This window comes from Rickettsiales bacterium (assembly GCA_029252805.1).
GTDB lineage: Bacteria > Pseudomonadota > Alphaproteobacteria > Rickettsiales > JALZUV01 > JALZUV01.
Genome location: JAQXAR010000027.1, coordinates 49,806 through 70,461 on the forward strand (window position 1 = coordinate 49,806; position 20,656 = coordinate 70,461).

The window sequence follows — 20,656 nt, forward strand, 5'->3', positions numbered from 1 at the left end:
TTAGATTCTTCTTTTATTGTGTGATTGTTTTCCGCTCTTTTCTCGCAAAAAAACGTTCTCCGAGCAAGAGCAAACACGGGGTGAATAATAGGGTAAGGAAAGTCGCAAAGGCTAAGCCTCCTGCAATGGAAGTAGAAAGTTGTTTCCACCATTGCGTTGAGGGCGCGCCGAAACTTACATCACGCCCAAGAAAATCGATATTCATCGCAAATACCATCGGCACCAGCCCAAGCATGGTCGTAATAGCCGTTAGCAAAATTGGCCGCAAACGTTGAGCACCGGTGCGAAGCAATGCTTCATGTGGCTCCATATTTTGTTTGCGATACAGTACGAAAGTATCAATGAAGATGATGTTATTATTCACAACCACACCAGCAAGCGCAATAATCGCCACCCCACACATAACAATGCCAAAAGGCTCATTGGCAATAAGCAGCCCCAGCATGACACCACCGGTCGAGAAAAAGACCGCGCTCATAATCACGATCATGTGATAGATACTGTTAAACTGCGTCACCATAACCAGCGCCATCATAAAGAGTGCAATAATAAAGGCAGCTGCCAGGAAGGTTCCTGCTTCTTTTTGCTCTTCATCTTCACCCCGGAAACGAATTTCCAAATCCGCACTCGGGGAATTCTGTGCGATCCATTCTTTAATCTCTTTTACTTTCGCATCCGCCAGCACGCCTTCTTTCAGGTCGGACTTAATGCTCATCATCTGCTTTCCATCAACACGATTAATCGTCGTGATTTTCTGATTCGCTTTGCGGGACACGATATTTGAAATCGGAATACTGCGCCCGTCCGTCGTATTAAGTCGCAACTGATCCAATTGTGATAGGCTGCGATACTTTTCAGGAAAACGCAGCAAAATATCGACTTCATCATCCGCATCATCCGGACGATACGTCGTCACAATGATACCGTTCGTCACCATTTTCACGAAGTTACCGATGGTCAAAATATCCAAGCCGTAGCGCCCGGCCAATTCTCTATCAACGGTCAGCTCCCATTCAATTTCAGGAATCGGGCGATCATCTTCTCGGTCTTTAAAGCCGTCCATCTTATCCATCGCGGCAATGAGACGCGAGGTATAAGGCTCAATTAATGCAGGGAAACGACTCGCCACTTCAACTTGCACCGGCTTACCGGTTGGCGGACCCTCTTGTTTCTTTTGCGTTTCGACAATCACGCCCTTTACGCCAGCCGTCCGGCGCTTAGCATCTGCCAAAATTTCATCCGCTTTACGGCGATCACGCCAATTCACAAATTCCAGCTGAATTTCACCAATCGTATCTTCCGTACGGTTACGCTTATCTTCGCCGAGCTTACCCGCTGTCGTGTAGAAAATACGGACTTCATCTTTCATTTCAAGCAGTGCCGCTTCGACTTCTTTCACGCGCGTCACTTTCTCAGTCACAGACATATTCCCACGCGCACGTACCAGAAGCTTCGCATTATCCGGTTCAATTTTTGGGAAGAACTCAACGCCTGCGCCGAACTGTATAAAGGCAGTGATAATAACACTCACCCCGATTAGCGTCGCGAATACGAGGTAGAGTGGACGCTTCAGGAAGGTTCGTAAGAGATCAACATAACCTTTCGTGAAGCCTCCTACTTCGCTCCAATGTCCCTGCTCTGCGGCCATAATACGCTTCGCTTGCACCGGATCAATTTTCCCCGGCAACCGCAATTTTGCGCCTAACGTGGGCAAAAACACTAACGCCATCAGCAGCGATCCGGTCAGCGTAAACATAAGAGTAATCGGCATATAGCGCATAAATTGCCCGACAATACCCGGCCAGAAAAGCAACGGTGCAAACACAATAAGAGTCGTGACCGTTGAGGCAATGACCGGCCATGCCATCCGCTTCGCACCCATCGGATAGGCTTGCTCAACAGGCACACCTTCCATCATTTTACGGTCCGCATATTCACTCACCACAATTCCGGCATCGACCAGCAGACCAACCGAAAGAATCAAGCTAAATAGCACCACAACATTCAACGTAAAGCCGCCCAAATGCAGGCATAAAACTCCGAATAAGAACGCTCCCGGAATCGTCACGGCGACCAAAATAGAGTTACGAATCCCCATCACAGCCAGAATCACAATCACCACCAACAGCACAGCAAAAATAATATTATTTTGCAGATCAGACAGCATCTCATAAATCTTATTCGATTCATCTTGGCTGAAAGTCACATTCACCCCTGCTGGCCAGCTTGTGCGTTCGAGCGCCACCAAGTCACGCACCTGCTGTACAGTTTCTATGATATTAGCGCCACTACGTTTCGAGACGCCCAAAGCAACCGAAGGCTTACCATTCATACTCGCTTCATTTTGCACATCTTTAAAACTACGGCGAATATCGGCAATATCATCCAACGTAATCACCGCATTGCCCTTCACGCGAATCGGCAGGTTCTGCAAATCTTGCATTGTCTCAATCACGCCCGGCAATTTAATCGCAAAATTACTGCCGCTTGTATCAAGCTCGCCGGCGGGCACGAGAATGTTATTATTGCGAAGCAGCGAGAACGCTTCTTGTGTCGTCAGCCCATACCCCTGAAGCAAAAGCGGATCGATGATAATCTCCAACGCCTCTTCACGGTCACCAGAAATCTTGGCTTCCAGCACTTCGCTGATCGACTCAATTTTATCCTGTAAATCACGCGCTAGTTTAATGAGCGTTCGGCGGGACACATCACCGCCTAAAATCACATTCAACACAGGGAAACGACTAAAATTCACCTCCTGTACGACCGGTTCATCGGTTTCTTCCGGCAATTCCGGTTTCACCTCATCTACCTTATTACGCACATCTTCCAACGCTTTGTCAGAATCAAAACCCGCATCAAATTCTAAGACGACAGAAGCGACTCCTTCGCTAGCATGCCCTTCTAGACGCTTCAAACCCTCAATAGATTGTAGTTCCTTCTCCATTGGACGCAGCAAGAGGCGTTCACCATCTTGCGGCGAAATACCTTCATGGCGTAGGGAGATATAAATGATAGGAATCTGCACATCCGGCGACGATTCCTTAGGTACATTTTGATAGCTCAAGCTACCTGCGAACAGGATAAAAGCAAGGAGCAGAAATACCGTGCGATGGCGTTCAACCGCTGCATCAATAAAACGAGCAATCATCCTTCGGCTTCAAGCGTTGGTTCAGCCGATTCAGGCGTGATGGTTTCCGCACCTTCCGGAACACTCTCTTGAACATCAATCACCTGTCCTTCGGATACAAACGCCACTCCATCCGTGACCAAGCGCACTTCCTCGGGCAGCCCGGCAATCCAAACCCCGTTAGGTGATTGCGAAACGACTTCAACTGGCTCAAATTTTACGATATTGTCTTCGGTAATACGCTTTACACCCACCGCTCCCATATCATTCAACGACAGTACAGAGGAGGGAACTTCGTAAGCCGATTGCTCATCCGATTGCAGTGAGATTTCAGCGCTCACACCGGCTTGCAATTTTCCATCCTCATTCGGAATTTCAATTTCAACACGGAACGTACGCGTATCTTCATCTGCTACGGAGGCGACAAAACTAATCTTACCCGTCACCTCATCACTCGAACTAAAACGGATATGCGCCAAATCCCCTTTGGTTACTTTGGCACGCTCAACTTCAGAAATTTGACCGATAATGTTAAGCGGTGACATATCCACAAAACGCATCACCGTTTGTGTATTGAAACCTTTACCCACCAAGTCGCCTTCTTCCGCCAACACTTCTTCAATCAACCCTGTATAGGGCGCACGGATAGTGGTATAGCTTAAATCAAGATTCGCTAGCTTTAACTGGCTATGCGCCGAAGCAACCGCTGCCTCTGCTTGTGCTAATCGCACCTTACTTTGGAAGCCTTTTTCATATAATTTTTGCGCCGCATTCAGCTCTACTTTACGCTGCTTCAATACCGCATTGGCTTCCGTCACTTTATTACGGTGATCACGCACATCAAGGAGCATCAAGGTGCCGCCCTTTTCGACTAACGCGCCCTCTTTATGCAGAATCTTAGTAACCTTACCCTCGGTCTCCGCTTCGATAAGCGTAATACGTTCAGGTTCCGTTACCCCATTCAGGGTAATTGAACGGGCACGCTTTTGCGCCTGCAACGTTTCAATCTTAATCGGCAAATCCGCCGTATTAATAGGCTTCGCAGCCGCTTTGGTAGCATTCTCCACACCTTCAGTAGACGCTCGGTCTGATGGAATAATCACACCGGAAAGAACCCACACACCAATCACAACAGCAATGATCAATGCAAGCGCTTTGGGGTTCTGCCAAAAAGGAATATTTTGCTTGGAACTATAGGGAGTATTCATGCGTCTTTCTTACCGCGACAATGCCGCTTGTGCCAGAAGTTTATATGCCAGTCATTGACCCTGCTTAAGTAATCAGTAGACTGCACCTCGTTCAAGTTACAAAAGTTTAATCACATGCAAACATCTTCTAGCCTCCTACCCTCCGGTTTTGCTGATTTATTATCCCCTGACGCGTGGCGTGAGCGGAGGCTTCGCAACACCGTTTTGGAACGTTTCCGCAATTTCGGATATGAGGAAGTTTCGCCTCCCCTACTTGAGTTTGAAGACAGCTTGCTTGAAAAAACGAAATTAAACCGCCAAACCTTTCGCGTGATGGATACTAAGAGCCAACGTATGATGGGATTGCGCGCAGATATGACGCCGCAAATCGCTCGCATCGCCGCCAGCCGGATGGATAATGAAGCGCTCCCACTACGCCTATGCTATGCGGGTACTTGCCTGCGTATTAAAGGAGATGGGCTCGACAAATCTCGTCAAGTTATTCAAGCCGGCATTGAGTGCATTGGCGCAAAAAGCGATAGCTCATTGATTGAGATATTACGCTGCGCACAAGAGACGCTGAGTGCCATTGAGGTCAATGATCTTTCTTTAGACCTCACCTTGCCCGGTCTTTTAACAACGCTTCTCAAAGAACTGCCCGCTAAGAAACGTGAAACAACACGACGCGCCGTTGAGCAGAAAGATCGCCACACGATCATGGCCATCAACCATCCGGTTGCTGAAGCGCTACTAACCTTGATAGATGGCGTAAGCTTGGGCACATTTGAAGAACTTGCCCCTCAATTTCCTATTTTCGCCATGTCATGGGTTAAGCAAGTTCGCGCCATTGCAGCCGCCTTTCCGAACCTCTCCCTCACACTTGACCCACTCGAGGAAAGCGGTTTTGGCTATTACGATAGTATCGCTTTCTCCATTTTTTCGACGTCACTCGGTTGCGAAATTGGCCGTGGCGGGCGTTATATTGCGCATGAAGGCCTCCCCGCCTACGGCTTCACCCTTTATCTTACGCCCTTACTCCGAAATAGTAAAATAGCCGATGAATCCCCTCGTTGTTTAGTGCTTGAAGGCGCAAATGAAAAAATTGCGTATGATTTACGCGAAAAAGGCTGGCATACGGTTTATTCAACCGCTAGGACTGCGGCTGAAGCGACGCAAGAAGCAAAAGAACATAAGTGTAAACATCTTCTCGAAAAGGAAAACTTAAGCGATGTCTAATGTGGTAGTGATTGGCTCTCAGTGGGGCGATGAAGGTAAAGGTAAAATCGTTGACTGGCTTTCGGAGCGCGCGCAAGTCGTGGTACGCTTTCAAGGTGGACATAATGCAGGCCACACACTCGTTTGCGATGGCGTCACTTACAAACTAAGCCTACTTCCTTCCGGCGTCGTTCGTGGTGGTAAAATCAGCATCATCGGCAACGGTGTGGTGATCAACCCATGGGCCCTCATGGATGAAATGAAACGCATCCGCGCACAAGGCATCTCGATCACACCTGAGAACCTCAAAATCGCCGAAAATGCGACTCTGATTCTACCGATCCACAGCAAAATGGATCAAGCTTCTGAAGCCGCACGTGGCGATGGGAAAATCGGCACAACAGGCCGTGGCATCGGCCCTGCTTACGAAGACAAAGTAGCGCGCCGCGCATTGCGGATCTGTGACTTAACCAATGATGAGGTGATGGTTCAACGCATCACCGCCATGTATAAACACCATAATGCATTGCTTGAAGCCTTTGGCATTGAACCTGCTGACCTCGATGAAGCCCTCAAAATGCTCCGCGAAATCCGCGATGAGCTATTGAGTTATGTGGCACCAACTTGGATGCTGATTGACCAATTACACCGCGAAGGTAACCACATCCTGTTCGAAGGCGCACAAGGTACCATGCTTGATGTCGATCACGGCACCTACCCGTTCGTAACGTCATCGAATACCACAGCGGGCTCTGCTGCGAGTGGCGCAGGTATCAGTGTTCGCCAATTGGATTATATCCTCGGCATCACCAAAGCCTACACAACACGTGTTGGCAGCGGCCCCTTCCCAACGGAGCAAGATAACGCAGTCGGCCAAAAACTTGGCGAGATTGGCCACGAATTTGGCACGGTTACCGGTCGTAAACGTCGTTGCGGTTGGTTCGATGCAGTCATGGTTCGCCAAGCCTGTAAGATTGGCGGCATTAGCGGTATCGCCCTGACCAAACTTGATGTGATGGACACATTTGAAGAACTCAAAATCTGTATCGGCTATAAATATGATGGTAAGATTTATGATTATCTGCCAGCCGCCAGCGATATCCAAGAAGCGGTTGAGCCAATCTACGAAACGATGCCGGGCTGGATGGGCTCTACAGCAGGTGCTCGTAGCTGGGTAGACTTACCTGCACGTGCCGTAAAATACATCCGCCGCGTAGAAGAGTTGATTGAATGCCCCGTCGCTATGGTATCAACCAGCCCTGACCGTGAAGACACGATTTTGGTCCGCGATCCATTCGCAAAACGTTAAAACACTCCTATCGCTGACATTTTCGCACCTTTTGGGAGAATTCCTAAGAGTTTACTGAGCTTTAGGTTAGACAGTTGCAGCCATCGCCAAGCAATCACTGTACCCTTCACAATAGCTATATTTTTAAGCTACAGATAAGTTATGGCAGCGACAGATAAAGACACATCGGGTTTAGAAACCCCGCAGAACACCGCTAAACGCCACACGGTAGACACACCGCGCGGCGGTGATTTGGATGTGCTTGGCAAACGCTTTGATATTCAAGTTCAGTCTCCCTTGCCGGAATTTAGCAATGAGCTCTGCAAAGCCTTTACGGCAACTGACCGTAACGAAGAGTATCAAGGACTTTATGCCTTGGTCGGCATCAATAGCTTACCGTTTCGCGATCGCGCAACGGAAGCGATGCAAAAAGGAACAGTGCCGCACTTAATTCGCTGCCACGCGACAGGCCCTGTCACCCTATCTAACAGCGGAGAGACGCATCGCGCTTTCATCCTACAAAAACCACGCGGGAAAAAACTCAGCGACATCCTAAGCCATTCCGGCTCACTTCCAGAAAGTTTTATCATCAATCAGGTAGTTCGCCCGTTAGCGGCGATGTTGCTCGAACTTGAAGCGTACGGCATTAACCATGGGTGCATCAACGCTGACACTGTATATTTTGAAAATGATATTACCGTCGATGAATGTAGTGCACTCCCCTCAGGTTACCTCCAAGACCCAAGCTATGAAGCGCCTGAGCGTGTACTTTGCTTATCAGGTGCGAAAGGCGCTGGGGAAACTAGCGGAGACTATTATGCCATTGGTATACTCGCATTACACCTGCATCTTGGCTATCTCCCACATCAAGAACTCAGTAGCACAGACCGCGTCGAAAAACTCTTCGAAAACGGAGCTTATAATAGCTTCATCCCCGAAGTAGAAATGTCTGAGAACCTACAAGATCTCTTGCGCGGCACCATTAATGAAAATCGGGGTGAACGTTGGAGCAGTAACCAAATGAAAGGCTGGATTGGTGGCAAACGTTATAACATCGTCGCACCTTCTAAACCGAAAGATTCTATCCGTCCGTTTGAGTACCGCAACAACCTATTCTATACTCGCCAACAAATTGCTCATAATCTGTGCAAAGATTGGAAAATGGCGACCACTCAGGTTTCTGGCTTCCGTTTACTACGCTGGCTCGAATCAAACATCAAAAAAACAGACGTTTGCGGTCAGGTGGATCGGGTCATTCCCATTGGCGATGATGAAAACCCTGTACGTACCTTAAAAAACGATGAATTATCCAGGCTCATCAGCGCACTCGACCCACAAGGCCCTATCCGCTTCCGATTAGTCTCTCTCAATGTAGACGGGCTTGGAACGGCACTCGCGGAGGCATTCAGAAAAGGTAATGGCGGGCACTTACAACAACTTACCAGTGTTATTGATAATAACCTCCTCACTTACTCCGACAGTTTATTGGCAGACATTAACAACCCTGTTAGCTCAACCGTTCTATGGCGCTTACAGAACCTTCGCCCTATTTTAAAAACAAAAGAACTTGGCTTCGGCTTTGAACGCATTCTCTACCAACTCAACCCCTCCTTATGCTGTCAGCAAAAAATGCTGCTCCCCCATTATTCTTATACGGTTGAAGAGATATTAACGACCTTGAACAACCTTGCAGCGAAACATGCGAAAATAACACCACTTGTCGATCGTCATATAGCCGCATTCCTAACGAACAGGCTTGAAGTCAATCGAGAAATCAGAATTGTTGAATTGAGTAAATTCCCTCAACTTGCAACGAACGAACGCCTCCTGATGCTCAAAATTCTAACGATGGCTCAGCAAAAAATTAAGAATAAACCTCTTCATGGCCTCACTCAATGGGCCGTCGAAATGATATTACCAGCTCTAGAGCAACTGCACCAAACGTCTAAGCGCGAAAAGCTAATCGACAAAATCAATCTTTTAGCAAAAAAAGGGATCATTGAGCACATTACTTTCCTTGTTTTCAACAAAGATATGTTTTCTTACGATCAACGAGAGCATAGCCGCGCGGAGGCTCTTTTCCGCTTCCACAGAGAGATGTTCAACTTCCTACAAGATAACGGGAAATTACGCCTTAAATCACGCATTATGGGGCAACAACTTGCATGGTTCATGAGCGTAACCGCACTTGGTATCGTTGTTTATATAAGCTCACGCCCCTTCCTTTAACCTTCAGGACACCTAATGATGGCCGACGAAAAAAAAACGAAAAAGAAAAAAAAGAAAAGCAGCTTTAAAAGCAAAATCCTCTGGTTTATCGTGCTGGTAGGAACATTCGCGCTATTAAGGCAAACGACAATGCTTTTGCTTGTTGGTATGCTTCCAACCCTCGTGGTAAAATTCATTGATGATTCGGATGAGCAACTTTGGTTTAAAACCGTATTTTGCTTCAACCTCGCAGGAGTCTTTCCTTACCTGATTGATATTACAATGACGCATGGTAACAGCGTTAGGGCCCTACAAGAGCAAATGGCTGACTCTTTTACCTGGCTATCCGCTTATGGTGGTGCTGCTGCCGGATATGCAGTCATGATAGTTTGCCCAATGGCCTCCGAATTCTTCATGCGCGTCTTCAACACAAAGCGCATCGAGAAACATCACAAAAAGCTCGTTCGTTTACATGAAGAATGGGGCGTTGGCGATAAGTCAGACCTTTAAGTTAAGCAGCTTTAATCCAGCCACCGCCAAGCACACGATTACCTTCGTAAAATACACAGGCCTGCCCTGGAGCCGTTCCCATTTGAGGCGGCGTTAGGGTGATCTGTGCATGACCGGCATCATCGATAAGCTGTAATTTCGCCGATACGGGCTTACCTACCGAACGCAATTTCACCAAAACTTCCTTACCCTCTTGCGGCACATCTTCGCCAAGCCAATTCACCTCTTTCAAGGCGATATCCTGCGTCAGTAAAGCATCTTGCGGCCCGACCAATACAGTTTTATCATCCGCATTTAGCTTCACCACATAAAGCGGGGCTTGTGTCCCACCGATATCCAAACCACGACGCTGCCCCACTGTATAATGGATGATTCCTTTGTGCTGACCCAAAACTTCACCCGTTTCAATATGAATGATAGCCCCCGGTGCACTCGCGCCTGGACGAAGCTTCTCAACAACCTTGGCATAGCCTCCTGTCGGCACGAAACAGATATCCTGACTGTCTGGCTTATCTGACACTTGCAGGCCGTATTGCTCCGCGAGAGCACGGGTCTCAGCCTTTGTTTTATCTCCCAAAGGAAAACGTAGAAAGTCGAGCTGCTCTTGCGTGGTCGCAAATAAGAAATAACTTTGATCTTTGGTATCATCCGCCCCGCGTAACATGAAAGACTTTCCGCTATCGGTCATTTCTTGCTGAACGTAATGGCCTGTCGCCATCACATCTGCGCCTAAATCTCGCGCCATTTGCAGCAAGTCTTTAAATTTCACGGATTGATTACAGCGCACACACGGAATCGGCGTTTGTCCCGCCAAATAGGAATCAACGAAGTCTTCCATCACCGCTTCTTTGAATTTATCTTCATAATTCAAAACATAATGCGGGATATCGATTTCCTCTGCCACACGGCGTGCGTCATGAATATCTTGCCCTGCACAGCAGGTCTTACCTGGCTTTGCCACCGCCGCGCCATAATCATAAAGCTGCAAGGTAATCCCAATCACCTCATAGCCTTCTGCCTTGAGCATCGCTGCTGCCACAGAACTATCCACCCCACCTGACATCGCAACAACGACGCGGGTTTTTTCAACGGGTTTATCAATTCCAAGACTGTTCATAGGAGCCGAAACATAGGGAAACTGCGAGTTTTCAGCAAGTGTTATTAGTATGAGCGAAAGTTCGTTGTACCAATAAGGTAGTGAATCTGCCCATCCTCATGCTCCGAAAGCGGTGCGAGCAGGCTTCGGTAACGCAACAACGAACCCTCCACCGTCACTTCACCGCAATGCGACACGGGAGATTCCATCAACCATACTTCTTCAATAAATTTCGAAATATCCGCTAATACCGAGTGCGTAGCAGCATCTTCTAGATGCTTACCTGTATAATCCTCGCCAAACACTTGCAAAAGCTCGGAACCGAAATGCTGGAACTCAGGGTTTTCGCGATTAGACACATCTAATACGAAACAAAAGTCCCACAAGTCTTCCATCTCGCCGAGGCTGATTTCGGAAAGATCCGGAAACTTATTATTTTCCTTAATGCTGTTCCAATAGGAGAGCAGTCGGAATGTGTGTCTTTGTTCATTAGAGGCCATAGAGGCGCCCTCTTAAGTTACTTTGTCTCTTTAGGCTAGCCTAAAAAGGCTCCTATTTAGCTTTTGAATTTGCGCCCGTTCCGATACGTTGCGCAAGTGCGGCAGACATAAACTCGTCTAAATCGCCATCAAGCACAGCAGAGGTGTTGCCCGTTTCCACATTTGTGCGTAGATCCTTGACCATTTGATACGGATGCAAAACATACGAACGGATCTGATTTCCCCAACCAATATCGCTCTTACTGTCATTTACTTCTTGGGCCGATTCCTCGCGTTTACGCAGCTCTTCCTCATACAGGCGAGCTTTCAGCATCTTAAACGCACTGGCACGATTTTGGTGCTGAGAACGCGAACTCTGACATTGCACGACGATATTGGTCGGCAAGTGAGTAATACGGATCGCACTATCGGTTTTATTAATATGCTGCCCGCCTGCACCTGAAGCGCGATAGGTATCAATACGCAGATCTTTATCTTCAATCTCAATTTCAATCGTATCGTCAATCACAGGATAAACCCACGCACTGGCAAAACTAGTATGCCGGCGCGCGTTGCTATCGAAAGGCGATATCCGCACTAAACGATGCACACCAGATTCAACCTTTGACCAACCGTAAGCATTATGTCCCTGCACGAGGAGTGTCGCAGACTTAATCCCCGCCTCATCGCCCGCAGATTCTTCGACAATCTCGGTCTTATAGCCTTTTTGTTCGGCCCACCGCTGATACATACGGAAGAGCATTGCCGCCCAATCTTGGCTTTCAGTACCGCCTGCGCCAGGATGAATTTCGATATAGCAATCATTCGCATCTGCCTCGCCCGAAAGCAGGCTCTCTAGCTCCATACGGTTTATCTTCTTGGCAAGCGCTAGCAGTGCAACTTCTGACTCCTTAACCGTCGCCTCATCGCCCTCCATCTCGCCAAGCTCGATCATTGTGACATGGTCTTCAAGCTCCTGCTCAAGCTTGAGCGTACCATTCACCATATTATCAAGATGGGTACGCTCTTTGAGAAGCTTCTGCGCGCGCGCTTGATCGTTCCATAGGTCGGGATCTTCGGCTTGTTCGTTCAGCGCCTCTAATTGGGCAACGGCAGCGTCCCAGTCAAAGGTACCTCCTCAGCAGTTGCTGTGACTGCTGAATTTGTTCGATTAATGCTGTTGTTTCGGCCTTCATTAGTAGAGCCCTCCTGTTCCGTAAGCCGATGCTGGCGGACGTGTTGGTTGACGTGAGCCATATCCTTGCTGCGGCGCCCGTGGTGCGACGGGTACAGGCTGGCGGTCATAATAACGCCCACCTGTCACTCCATTATCGTAAGAACCGCGAACCTCGCGTTGACGTTGCAGCTGCTGCGCACGTTCCACATAATTTGGCGCTTCGTCGTAATAGTGCCCACGCGCAGGGGCGCCTGGATTTTCATTCCCGGGCACCACATAGCCTGACGGTGGTCGCTGGCGGTTAGACTTCGGCTGCTGCGTAGAATAATCCCACCCGGCACCTCGCTTAACAGAGGCTGCTGGTCGTGTCGGCGGTGTAGTCGCAGCAATACCCGGCTGGTACCCTTCGCCCGCAGTGTCTTTCGGCGATTCACTTTTACTTTGATAAGGCGTCTCATTACCGTAGCGATTCGCATGATTCGGGCTCTCGTAATATTTGAACGCCTCATAGATGATATTCTTCGCCGGACTCCCCACATAAGGCGGACGGCCCGTCCAACGGTCGATCTTATAAAGACGAATCCCTTCAGGCATACTGAATGGGCGCACGGTATTCTTATCCAACGCCGTTTCCATGAAATTGACAAACCCCGGCAACGCAACAGAGCTACCCGTTTCTTTGGGCCCTAGCGGCTTCGGTTGGTCAAAGCCAATGTAAAGCCCGACCACCAGATCAGAAGAGAAACCAATAAACCATGCATCACGACTATCATTGGTCGTACCAGTTTTTCCGCCTAGAGGCATACCCAGCGCTTTGGCACGTCGTGCCGTTCCGCGCTCAACGACGCCTTGTAGCATATAGGTAGTTTGATAAGCAGACGCAGCGTCCACCACCGTTTCACGGTCATCTTTAAGCTCCGGCGGTGCTTTTTGCATTTCAGGCGGAATATCATCGCGGTAGGAACAATTCTTACATTCACGATTATCACGCCGGAAAACAATATTCCCATAACGATCATCAATGCGCTCAATCAACTGCGGCTCAACCTTCTTACCGCCATTGACCAATATCGCATAAGCATTGACGAGTCTCATCAGAGTCGTTTCTTGCGAGCCTAACACCGTGGCATAATGTGGCGGCAGGTCGTCATAAATGCCGAAACGTTTACCAATCTCCTGAATGCGTTCAATGCCGAGTAGACTCGCCAAATAAACCGTCATCGCATTACGCGAACGTTCTAAGCCCATACGCATGGTCACACTGCCCAAAAAGTCGCCACTATAGTTTTGCGGTTTCCAATCAGGTCTATCCGGCCCTTGTGGAATGGAGATCGGACCATCCATCAATTTCGTCGCAGGCGTCATGCCGGATTCAATCCCAGCCAAATAAACAAACGGCTTAAAGGCAGAGCCGGGCTGACGCTTCGCTTGCGTCGCACGGTTAAACTCTGACCCCTGATAGCTGTAGCCACCAGACATGGCCATCACCTGTCCTGAATGTGGGTCCATCGCAACCAGAGCACCATTAACCTTCGGTATCTGTAGGAGCTTATAAGCACCAGTTTCTTTCGGCTCTTCCGCCGGGGCTTCGGGTGTCGTGAAAATAGGATCTATCAGTACCACATCTCCGACACGCAACACATCTGACACCTTCTTCACCGCGCCCCCCATAATGGTCTCGCTCACATATTTGCGCGCCCATTTCACTTCCGATAACCTCAGCTTGCCCTGCTTGCCTTCAGACATCACCAATATCGCTTGCTTATCCTCGACCGTTTTGACCATCGCCAAACGTTGATTATCGAACACCGGTGTTTTTTCCGCTAACTTTTCGATCCGCAGCTTCCATTCCGAGAAATTGGGGAAATGCGCGATCGGCCCACGCCAGCCATGACGGCGATCATAATCAGAAAGCGCTTTACGCAACGCATTATCAGCTAGTTTTTGTGTCTTCGGATCCACCGTCGTTTTCACGAACAAGCCACCTTCATATAAGACTTCCTGTCCATATTGTTCGGCAAGTTTACGGCGCACTTCCTCCGCAAAGAAGTCAGCGCTGGCCACTTCACTCTTGTCACGTTCTCGCGTGGTGATCGGAGAACTATCGGCCACCTTCATCTCTTCTGCGGTGATAAATCCATTCGCATACATGCGCTTTAATACATAAGAACGCCGATTCATCGCGCGCTCATAATTCTGATTCGGATTGTAATTGGCTGGCCCTTTAGGAAGCCCGGCTAAGAAGGCCACTTCGGCAATGGTCAACTCTTCGAGAGATTTGTTAAAATAGTTAAGTGCCGCTGCCGCGACACCATAAGAACGCAGCCCTAGGTAAATTTCGTTCAGATAAAGCTCAAGGATACGGTCTTTCGTGTAAATTCGATCCATACGAAACGCCAAGATCGCTTCCTTAATCTTACGTTCAAATGAACGTTCATTGGTTAGGAGGAAGTTCTTCACCACTTGCTGCGTGATGGTTGAGCCCCCTACCATGGCACGGCCCTGCCCGTAATTATTGATATTGGTGACAATCGCACGGGCGATACTCATAAAATCAACGCCATCATGTCGGTAAAAATCTTTATCTTCCGACGCAAGGAATGCATTGATCAAACGCTTCGGCATCGCGCCCAACGGCAGATAGAGACGATGCTCCGTCGCATATTCAGCCAGCAACTTACCATTATTGGCATACAGACGTGTTACAATCGGCGGCTCATATTTCGCTAGCTTCCCCGGATCCGGCAGATCATGACTGTACATATAGAACAGCCCAATCACCGCCAAGCAGCCAAATATCACCCCGGTAAACCCGAGCGATAGCAACCATGTTATAACACGTAAAAATCGAGATCTAATCTGCATTTTTCTTCTTATTATTATTCTTCCCAGTCAGTCTACGCTATCAGCGCTGCGCTGCAAAATAGTTTGTGATGCCTTGTTGCAATCCCTTCACCACTTTATTCTGATGTTCCTTTTGATTGATAAGCCGTTCGTCTTCAGGGTTAGTCAGGAAGCCAATCTCCACCAACACAGACGGGATATCAGGTGCTTTCAATACCGCAAAGCCAGCATGACGGTGAGGGTTTTTTAGTAACTTAATCTTGCCCTTCATCTTTTTGACGATCTTTTCTGCCAATTTGACCGATTTATTCTTTGTTTCACGACGTGCCAAGTCAATCAGGATGTCAGCCACCTCTTCATCTTCGTGCGTCAGGTCAACATCGGCTAGCAAATCCACTTTGTTTTCCTGCGTCGCAAGAGCCGCCGCTTCTTTATCTGATGCTTTTTCCGATAAGGTATAAATCGAAAGTCCGCGCGCATCCTTATTCGGCGCTGAATCTGCATGGAGCGAGAGAAATATCGCGGCCTTTTCACGACGTGCGATACGGAAACGCTCGCGCAACGGGATAATTTTATCGCGGTTACGGGTTAAGGTGACACGATACTTGCCCGTCGCCTTTAATTGATCTCGCAAGGCACGCGCGTAACGCAGCGTCACCACCTTCTCTTTGGTTTTACGACCATGTGCGCCGGGGTCTTTGCCACCATGCCCCGCATCAATCACAATAAGCGGTTTATCAGTCACTTTTGGCTTACGCGGCTTTGAAGTTGGCAATTCACCCTTATTACTCTTGTTGTCATCTTGCACTATGACCGTCGGCGGACGACTTTTATTATTCTTTCGTGACCACAGAGCCGCTGACTTAGAGCGCGCCTTCTCAGCGCGTTTCGGTGAGGCACCACTCTTGGCGGTTAGCCGAAATTGCTTCTTATTGTTTTGATTCGAACGAATTTCATCGAAATTCACCGCTTCATGCATATCCAGCACGACACGTGACGTATTTTCATCAAAGCGCGCATAACGGATGCGTTTAATAAACTGGCTCCCTACACGAGCCACCTTTTGTGTATCCACCTTCCACTTAAAGGCTGGTAAATCTACCACAAGCCTATCTGGGTTCTTTAGAGCGAAAACGCTATGATTCACATGCTCATCAAGCTCAACCGTTAGGATTTCTCCGTTATTTGTTGGCTTAATATGCACATCACGCACTTCCAGCGCAGCACTGGTAAATGGCACCCAGACCAGCAGAAACAATAGGAGACTAAAATTCTTGATTGCGAAACTCACGGTTTTCTTTATAAAGAGGTTACGAATGAAACCAAGGACAAAGCTTGGTGAAACTCAATAATTCCCCGCTAAAAGGAACAGAAAGCTCCTGCAGGCGTAGAACAGAACTTAATTTAACACATTAAAGATAAATATTTAAATAGCCCCAATGTACGCTCACACCTCAAACAGAAGAATCTTAAGCATCGCGCATACTAGCGCTTTGATGCTGGATTATGGCTGCGAGAACCTTAGCGTCGGGCACAACGGAGTACAAAACAATGTCACGCAAAATGCTGGTCGATGCGGTCCACCCGGAGGAAACCCGTGTCGTTATAACCGACAATAAATCCTCTATTTTAGAATTTGATTTTACCACCGCGGCTAAGCCGCAAATAAAAGGAAATGTATATTTAGCGAAAGTGACGCGCGTCGAGCCGTCGCTTCAAGCTGCCTTTGTCGAATATGGCGGTGGTAAGCAAGGCTTCCTACCTTTTTCGGAAATTCATCCTAACTATTACCAAATCCCTACTTCGGATCGTGAAAGACTGATCCAAGAAGAGGAAGATGAAGCGGCAAAAGATATCGCCGACGATGAAGATGATTTAGCAGAGACTGAGGAACTTGAAGAAGATCAAGTGACCAACACGCTCGCGGCAAAAGCAGATGCGGAAGCAAGTGTAAGCAGCGAAGTCGTCACAGACGGTGAAGTCAAAGCGGATGCGGAAGAGAAACCAAAACCTCGCCGTCGCGGCCGCCGCAAGAAATCTGAAATCGAAGCCGACGAAAAAGCGAAAGCTGAAGCGCAAGCCGCTACCGAAGCTAAACCTGAAGACAAAGCGACTGATAAGGAAGCTAAAGCTGAAGGCTCTGCCGAAGAAGCTAAGGCTGAAGGCGCTGAAGGTGAAGGCGATGATAAAACTCGTCGCCGTCGCCGTCGTGGTGGCCGCAATCGTGGTGGTCGCAACAATAACAACAACCGCCGCAACAATAAAAGCGACGGTGAAGATGGCGCTGAAGTTGAAGTCCTTAGCGGGGAAGACGAAATTGAACGTCCTCGCCGCAAACGTGACTATACTCGTCGCTACAAAATCCAAGAAGTGATCAAACGCAACCAAGTTCTCTTGGTTCAAGTGATCAAAGAAGAGCGCGGCAATAAAGGCGTTTCTCTGACTTCATTCCTATCACTCGCTGGCCGTTATTGCGTATTGATGCCAAACAGCCCTCGCGGTGGTGGTGTCTCACGCAAAATCAACAGTGGTGAAGATCGTAAGCGTTTAAAGAAAATTCTCTCGGATATGGCGTTACCTACAGGCATGAGTGTTATCATTCGTACTGCTGGTGCTGGCCATACACGTGCTGAAATTAAACGTGACTTTGAATATCTCGTCAAACTCTGGAACCAGATACGCGAGGATACATTAGTCTCCAGCGCCCCTGCCCGTGTGTATGAGGAAAGCAATATCGTTCAGCGCTGCATTCGTGATAGCTACAGTAGCGACATTGATGATATTATCGTCGATGGCGAAGCTATTTTCAAGGAAACGAAAGCTTTCATGAAAATGCTAATCCCAAGCCATGCACCCAAAGTGAAACTGCATAAAGGTGAGATGCCACTCTTCCATGAAGAAGGCATTGATAACCAGCTTTCATCTATGACAGAGCCTGAAGTACGTTTACGTTCGGGTGGTTCGATTGTGATGAACCCAACAGAAGCACTGATCTCGATCGATGTGAACTCAGGCCGTTCAACGCGTGAGCGTAATGTTGAAGAAACCGCGCTTAAAACAAACTTGGAAGCTGCTCGCGAAGTAGCGCGTCAATTACGTTTGCGTGATTTGGCAGGCCTGATCGTGATTGATTTCATCGATATGAATGAAGGCAAGAATCGTCGCGCCGTTGAACGTGCGATGAAAGAAGCGTTACGCCCTGATCGTGCGAAGATTCAAGTGGCACGTATTAGTACGTTTGGCTTGATGGAAATGTCACGCCAACGGATGCGCCCGTCCATTGCTGAAACGATCGATCGCAGCTGTCCGCATTGCCAAGGCACAGGCACAATCCGTTCGGAAGCCGCGCTCGGCATTCAAATTATCCGCGCGTTGGAAAAAGAAGTCAGCAGTGGAGATTTTGATCGCTTCCGCGTTTCAATCACCGCATCTGAGGCACTCTATATCCTCAATAACATGCGCGCTGAATTGGATAAGATCGAAAACGGTTATACCTGTTCGGTAGAACTCGTCATTGATGGCACCTTGCATGAAGGTGACTTCCGTATCGAAAAATTCCGTCGCAAAGGCAGCGAAAAGTCAAATGATCGCCGCCCGGCTCGTTCCGATGATGGTGAAGAGCGCCCTGCTCGCAGCCGCCGCCGTGGTGGCCGTGGTCGCAATCGCCAAGATAGAGATGAGAACAAGTCAAACGTCGAAACAAAAACGGAAACCGATAATACTAAAGAGAACTCGGATGAAACCGTGACAGAAGCTTCTGAGGCTGCTCCTTCGGAAGCAAAAACCGAAGAGAAGCCGAAACGCGGACGCCGTGGTCGTAAGAAGGTCGAAACTGAAGCGAAAGCTGAAGCTGAAGCTGAGACTAAAGTTTCTGATACAGTTGCACCTGAAGTAAAACCTGAAGCGGTTGCTGTAGAAGCAGAGAAGCCGAAACGCCGTGGACGCCCTCGCAAGAAAGTTGAAGCGACAGAAGAAACTTCTGAACCTAAATTGGTAAAACCGCAAGAGCCTCCTGCTGTGGAAGTAAAAGTCGAAGAAAAGCCGAAAGCGCCAAAACGCTCGGGCTGGTGGCAAAAGATTGTCGAATAGCGACGAGTACAACTAGTAATTCCAAAGGCTCTCACCTATATTATTAAGGTGAGAGCCTTTTTTCATTCTCTATCCCTTTTATTGCTCGGCGTGCTGATTGCACAGCCAGCCTATGCCCTATCGCTCATTCGCGATGCGGAAACAGAAGCACTCCTTCGCGATTATTCTGACCCTATTTTTGAAGCCGCAGGGTTAGAACCTTCCAGCGTTAATATCTTTATCGTCAATGACCCCACGTTGAACGCCTTTGTCGCAGGCGGTGCTAATATGTTCATCCATACGGGACTGATTATGGCGTCCAAAGAACCCGAAACGCTAATCGGCGTGATCGCACATGAAACCGGACATATCGCTGGCGGGCATTTAGCACGTGGCACCGAAGCGCTCAAAGACGCACAGCTCAGCACGATCTTAAGCTATGTGCTCGGCGCTGCGGCTGGCCTTGCCGGCGGCGGTGAAGCAGCGGCAGGCATCCTTTCAGCCGGACAGCATGTCACGCAACGTAACATCCTCTCCTTCACCCGCGTGAATGAGCAAGCAGCAGATCAAGCGGCGCTATCGTATCTCGATAAGACCAACATCTCGCCTGAAGGCATGCTGTCACTGATGGAAAAGCTTCGCTCCCGCGAACAGCTCTATCGCACCAAATTAGATCCCTATGCGCTGACCCACCCGCTTTCCAAAGAACGTATCGCCCATGTACGCGGGCATTTGCTCAAACAAAATAAAAAAGCCCCTAAGTTAGATGCCGAAACAATGGAACGTCATGCCAGAGTGCTCGGCAAACTTAAAGGATTCCTCAATGATCCAGAGATATTATTGCAGGCAACGGCAAATGAGAAGACCTCTGACAAGCTGACCCGCATCGTCGCTGCACACCGGCTCTCTAAAACAGAAGACGCCCTCAAAGGAATCGACGAATTGCTCGTAAAAGAGCCTAAGAATCCTTATTTCCTAGAACTAAAAGCGCAGATATTATCGGAAACTGGGCGCCATAGCGAATCGCGGCCTTACATCCAAAAGGCACTCAGCCTAAAGCCAGATAGCGGCCTACTTCGCACCGACTATGCGCGTGTTTTAATGTCACAAAAGAACGCTGACTTTACACTGGCTGCCAAAGAGCTAAGCCGCGCGAGTCAACAGGACCACACGAACGCACTCACGTGGCAATTACTCGGACAAGCCGAAGCGGAAATCGGCCATAACGGCAAAGCCGCCCTCGCCTACGCTGAAGCAGCACTCCTGCGTAGCGATGGAGAGTTGGCGCGCCGATATGCCACCGAAGCGCTCGATAAGCTCCCCAAAACATCGCCCGCTATGTTGCGCGCACAAGACGCTCGCGAAGAAGCCATCCGCTTACAAAGAGAAAAGAAAGAAAAGGCTTCGTAATCAAAGCAAAATGTTATTAAAGTACGATCAAAGATAGCCCCTAA

At 48.6% G+C, this 20,656-nt stretch carries 13 protein-coding genes; 6 read left to right on the forward strand and 7 right to left on the reverse strand.

The features are described from left to right. Nucleotides 1-13: 13 nt before the first annotated feature. Both P8P30_06065 and P8P30_06070 read right to left on the reverse strand, forming a co-directional pair. Complete coding sequence (locus P8P30_06065; GenBank protein MDG1287115.1) at nucleotides 14-3,151, reverse strand: efflux RND transporter permease subunit; 3,138 nt, start codon at nucleotides 3,149-3,151, stop codon at nucleotides 14-16. Next, a complete protein-coding gene (locus P8P30_06070; GenBank protein ID MDG1287116.1) occupies nucleotides 3,148-4,338 on the reverse strand; it encodes an efflux RND transporter periplasmic adaptor subunit in 1,191 nt (396 codons plus the stop codon). Before P8P30_06070 ends, P8P30_06065 begins: the two co-directional genes overlap by 4 nt. Before the next feature lie 114 nt (nucleotides 4,339-4,452). Here P8P30_06070 and P8P30_06075 point away from each other — a divergent pair, with 114 nt between their 5' ends. The 4 genes from P8P30_06075 to P8P30_06090 all read left to right on the forward strand — a co-directional run bounded on the left by P8P30_06075 (nucleotide 4,453) and on the right by P8P30_06090 (nucleotide 9,538). Further along, entirely contained in the window at nucleotides 4,453-5,553 is a 1,101-nt protein-coding gene (locus P8P30_06075) for an ATP phosphoribosyltransferase regulatory subunit (GenBank protein MDG1287117.1), read from the forward strand. Continuing rightward, nucleotides 5,546-6,841: an adenylosuccinate synthase gene (locus P8P30_06080; protein ID MDG1287118.1), complete on the forward strand. Its 1,296-nt coding sequence runs from the start codon at nucleotides 5,546-5,548 to the stop codon at nucleotides 6,839-6,841. The genes P8P30_06075 and P8P30_06080 overlap by 8 nt, the downstream gene beginning before the upstream one ends. 141 nt (nucleotides 6,842-6,982) lie before the next feature. Next, nucleotides 6,983-9,049 carry a hypothetical protein gene (locus P8P30_06085; protein MDG1287119.1) on the forward strand — a complete coding sequence of 689 codons (2,067 nt, stop codon included), beginning with the start codon at nucleotides 6,983-6,985 and terminating at the stop codon, nucleotides 9,047-9,049. 15 nt (nucleotides 9,050-9,064) lie between these two features. Beyond that, a complete protein-coding gene (locus P8P30_06090; GenBank protein ID MDG1287120.1) occupies nucleotides 9,065-9,538 on the forward strand; it encodes a hypothetical protein in 474 nt (157 codons plus the stop codon). 1 nt (nucleotide 9,539) lies between these two features. Here the strand turns inward: P8P30_06090 and mnmA are convergent, their stop codons facing one another. The 5 genes from mnmA to P8P30_06115 form a co-directional block, all read right to left on the reverse strand. Continuing rightward, on the reverse strand, nucleotides 9,540-10,655 hold the full coding sequence (mnmA, locus tag P8P30_06095) for a tRNA 2-thiouridine(34) synthase MnmA (GenBank protein MDG1287121.1): 1,116 nt from the start codon (nucleotides 10,653-10,655) through the stop codon (nucleotides 9,540-9,542). 44 nt (nucleotides 10,656-10,699) lie between these two features. After that, entirely contained in the window at nucleotides 10,700-11,134 is a 435-nt protein-coding gene (locus P8P30_06100; protein MDG1287122.1) for a PAS domain-containing protein, read from the reverse strand. A gap of 52 nt (nucleotides 11,135-11,186) precedes the next feature. Next, nucleotides 11,187-12,309 (reverse strand): peptide chain release factor 2 gene (prfB, locus tag P8P30_06105; protein MDG1287123.1). Its coding sequence is split into 2 segments (ribosomal slippage): nucleotides 11,187-12,239 and nucleotides 12,241-12,309, totalling 1,122 coding nucleotides; the frame shifts between segments, so codons are not numbered across the junction. Next, nucleotides 12,309-15,155: a penicillin-binding protein 1A gene (locus P8P30_06110; protein MDG1287124.1), complete on the reverse strand. Its 2,847-nt coding sequence runs from the start codon at nucleotides 15,153-15,155 to the stop codon at nucleotides 12,309-12,311. The genes prfB and P8P30_06110 overlap by 1 nt, the downstream gene beginning before the upstream one ends. 40 nt (nucleotides 15,156-15,195) lie before the next feature. Beyond that, on the reverse strand, nucleotides 15,196-16,425 hold the full coding sequence (locus tag P8P30_06115) for an N-acetylmuramoyl-L-alanine amidase (protein MDG1287125.1): 1,230 nt from the start codon (nucleotides 16,423-16,425) through the stop codon (nucleotides 15,196-15,198). Nucleotides 16,426-16,685: 260 nt separating this feature from the next. Between P8P30_06115 and P8P30_06120 the strand changes: the two genes are divergently transcribed. Both P8P30_06120 and P8P30_06125 read left to right on the forward strand, forming a co-directional pair. Then, nucleotides 16,686-19,223 carry an Rne/Rng family ribonuclease gene (locus tag P8P30_06120; GenBank protein MDG1287126.1) on the forward strand — a complete coding sequence of 846 codons (2,538 nt, stop codon included), beginning with the start codon at nucleotides 16,686-16,688 and terminating at the stop codon, nucleotides 19,221-19,223. Nucleotides 19,224-19,271: 48 nt separating this feature from the next. After that, complete coding sequence (locus tag P8P30_06125) at nucleotides 19,272-20,612, forward strand: M48 family metalloprotease (GenBank protein MDG1287127.1); 1,341 nt, start codon at nucleotides 19,272-19,274, stop codon at nucleotides 20,610-20,612. Nucleotides 20,613-20,656 lie beyond the last annotated feature (44 nt).

What these genes read in the sequence shown, in the direction of transcription:
- P8P30_06065 (MDG1287115.1), bottom strand. Translation starts at nt 3,151, where the DNA reads ATGATTGCTCGTTTTATTGATGCAGCGGTTGAACGCCATCGCACGGTA.
- P8P30_06070 (MDG1287116.1), bottom strand. Translation starts at nt 4,338, where the DNA reads ATGAATACTCCCTATAGTTCCAAGCAAAATATTCCTTTTTGGCAGAAC.
- P8P30_06075 (MDG1287117.1), top strand. Translation starts at nt 4,453, where the DNA reads ATGCAAACATCTTCTAGCCTCCTACCCTCCGGTTTTGCTGATTTATTA.
- P8P30_06080 (MDG1287118.1), top strand. Translation starts at nt 5,546, where the DNA reads ATGTCTAATGTGGTAGTGATTGGCTCTCAGTGGGGCGATGAAGGTAAA.
- P8P30_06085 (MDG1287119.1), top strand. Translation starts at nt 6,983, where the DNA reads ATGGCAGCGACAGATAAAGACACATCGGGTTTAGAAACCCCGCAGAAC.
- P8P30_06090 (MDG1287120.1), top strand. Translation starts at nt 9,065, where the DNA reads ATGATGGCCGACGAAAAAAAAACGAAAAAGAAAAAAAAGAAAAGCAGC.
- mnmA (MDG1287121.1), bottom strand. Translation starts at nt 10,655, where the DNA reads ATGAACAGTCTTGGAATTGATAAACCCGTTGAAAAAACCCGCGTCGTT.
- P8P30_06100 (MDG1287122.1), bottom strand. Translation starts at nt 11,134, where the DNA reads ATGGCCTCTAATGAACAAAGACACACATTCCGACTGCTCTCCTATTGG.
- P8P30_06110 (MDG1287124.1), bottom strand. Translation starts at nt 15,155, where the DNA reads ATGCAGATTAGATCTCGATTTTTACGTGTTATAACATGGTTGCTATCG.
- P8P30_06120 (MDG1287126.1), top strand. Translation starts at nt 16,686, where the DNA reads ATGTCACGCAAAATGCTGGTCGATGCGGTCCACCCGGAGGAAACCCGT.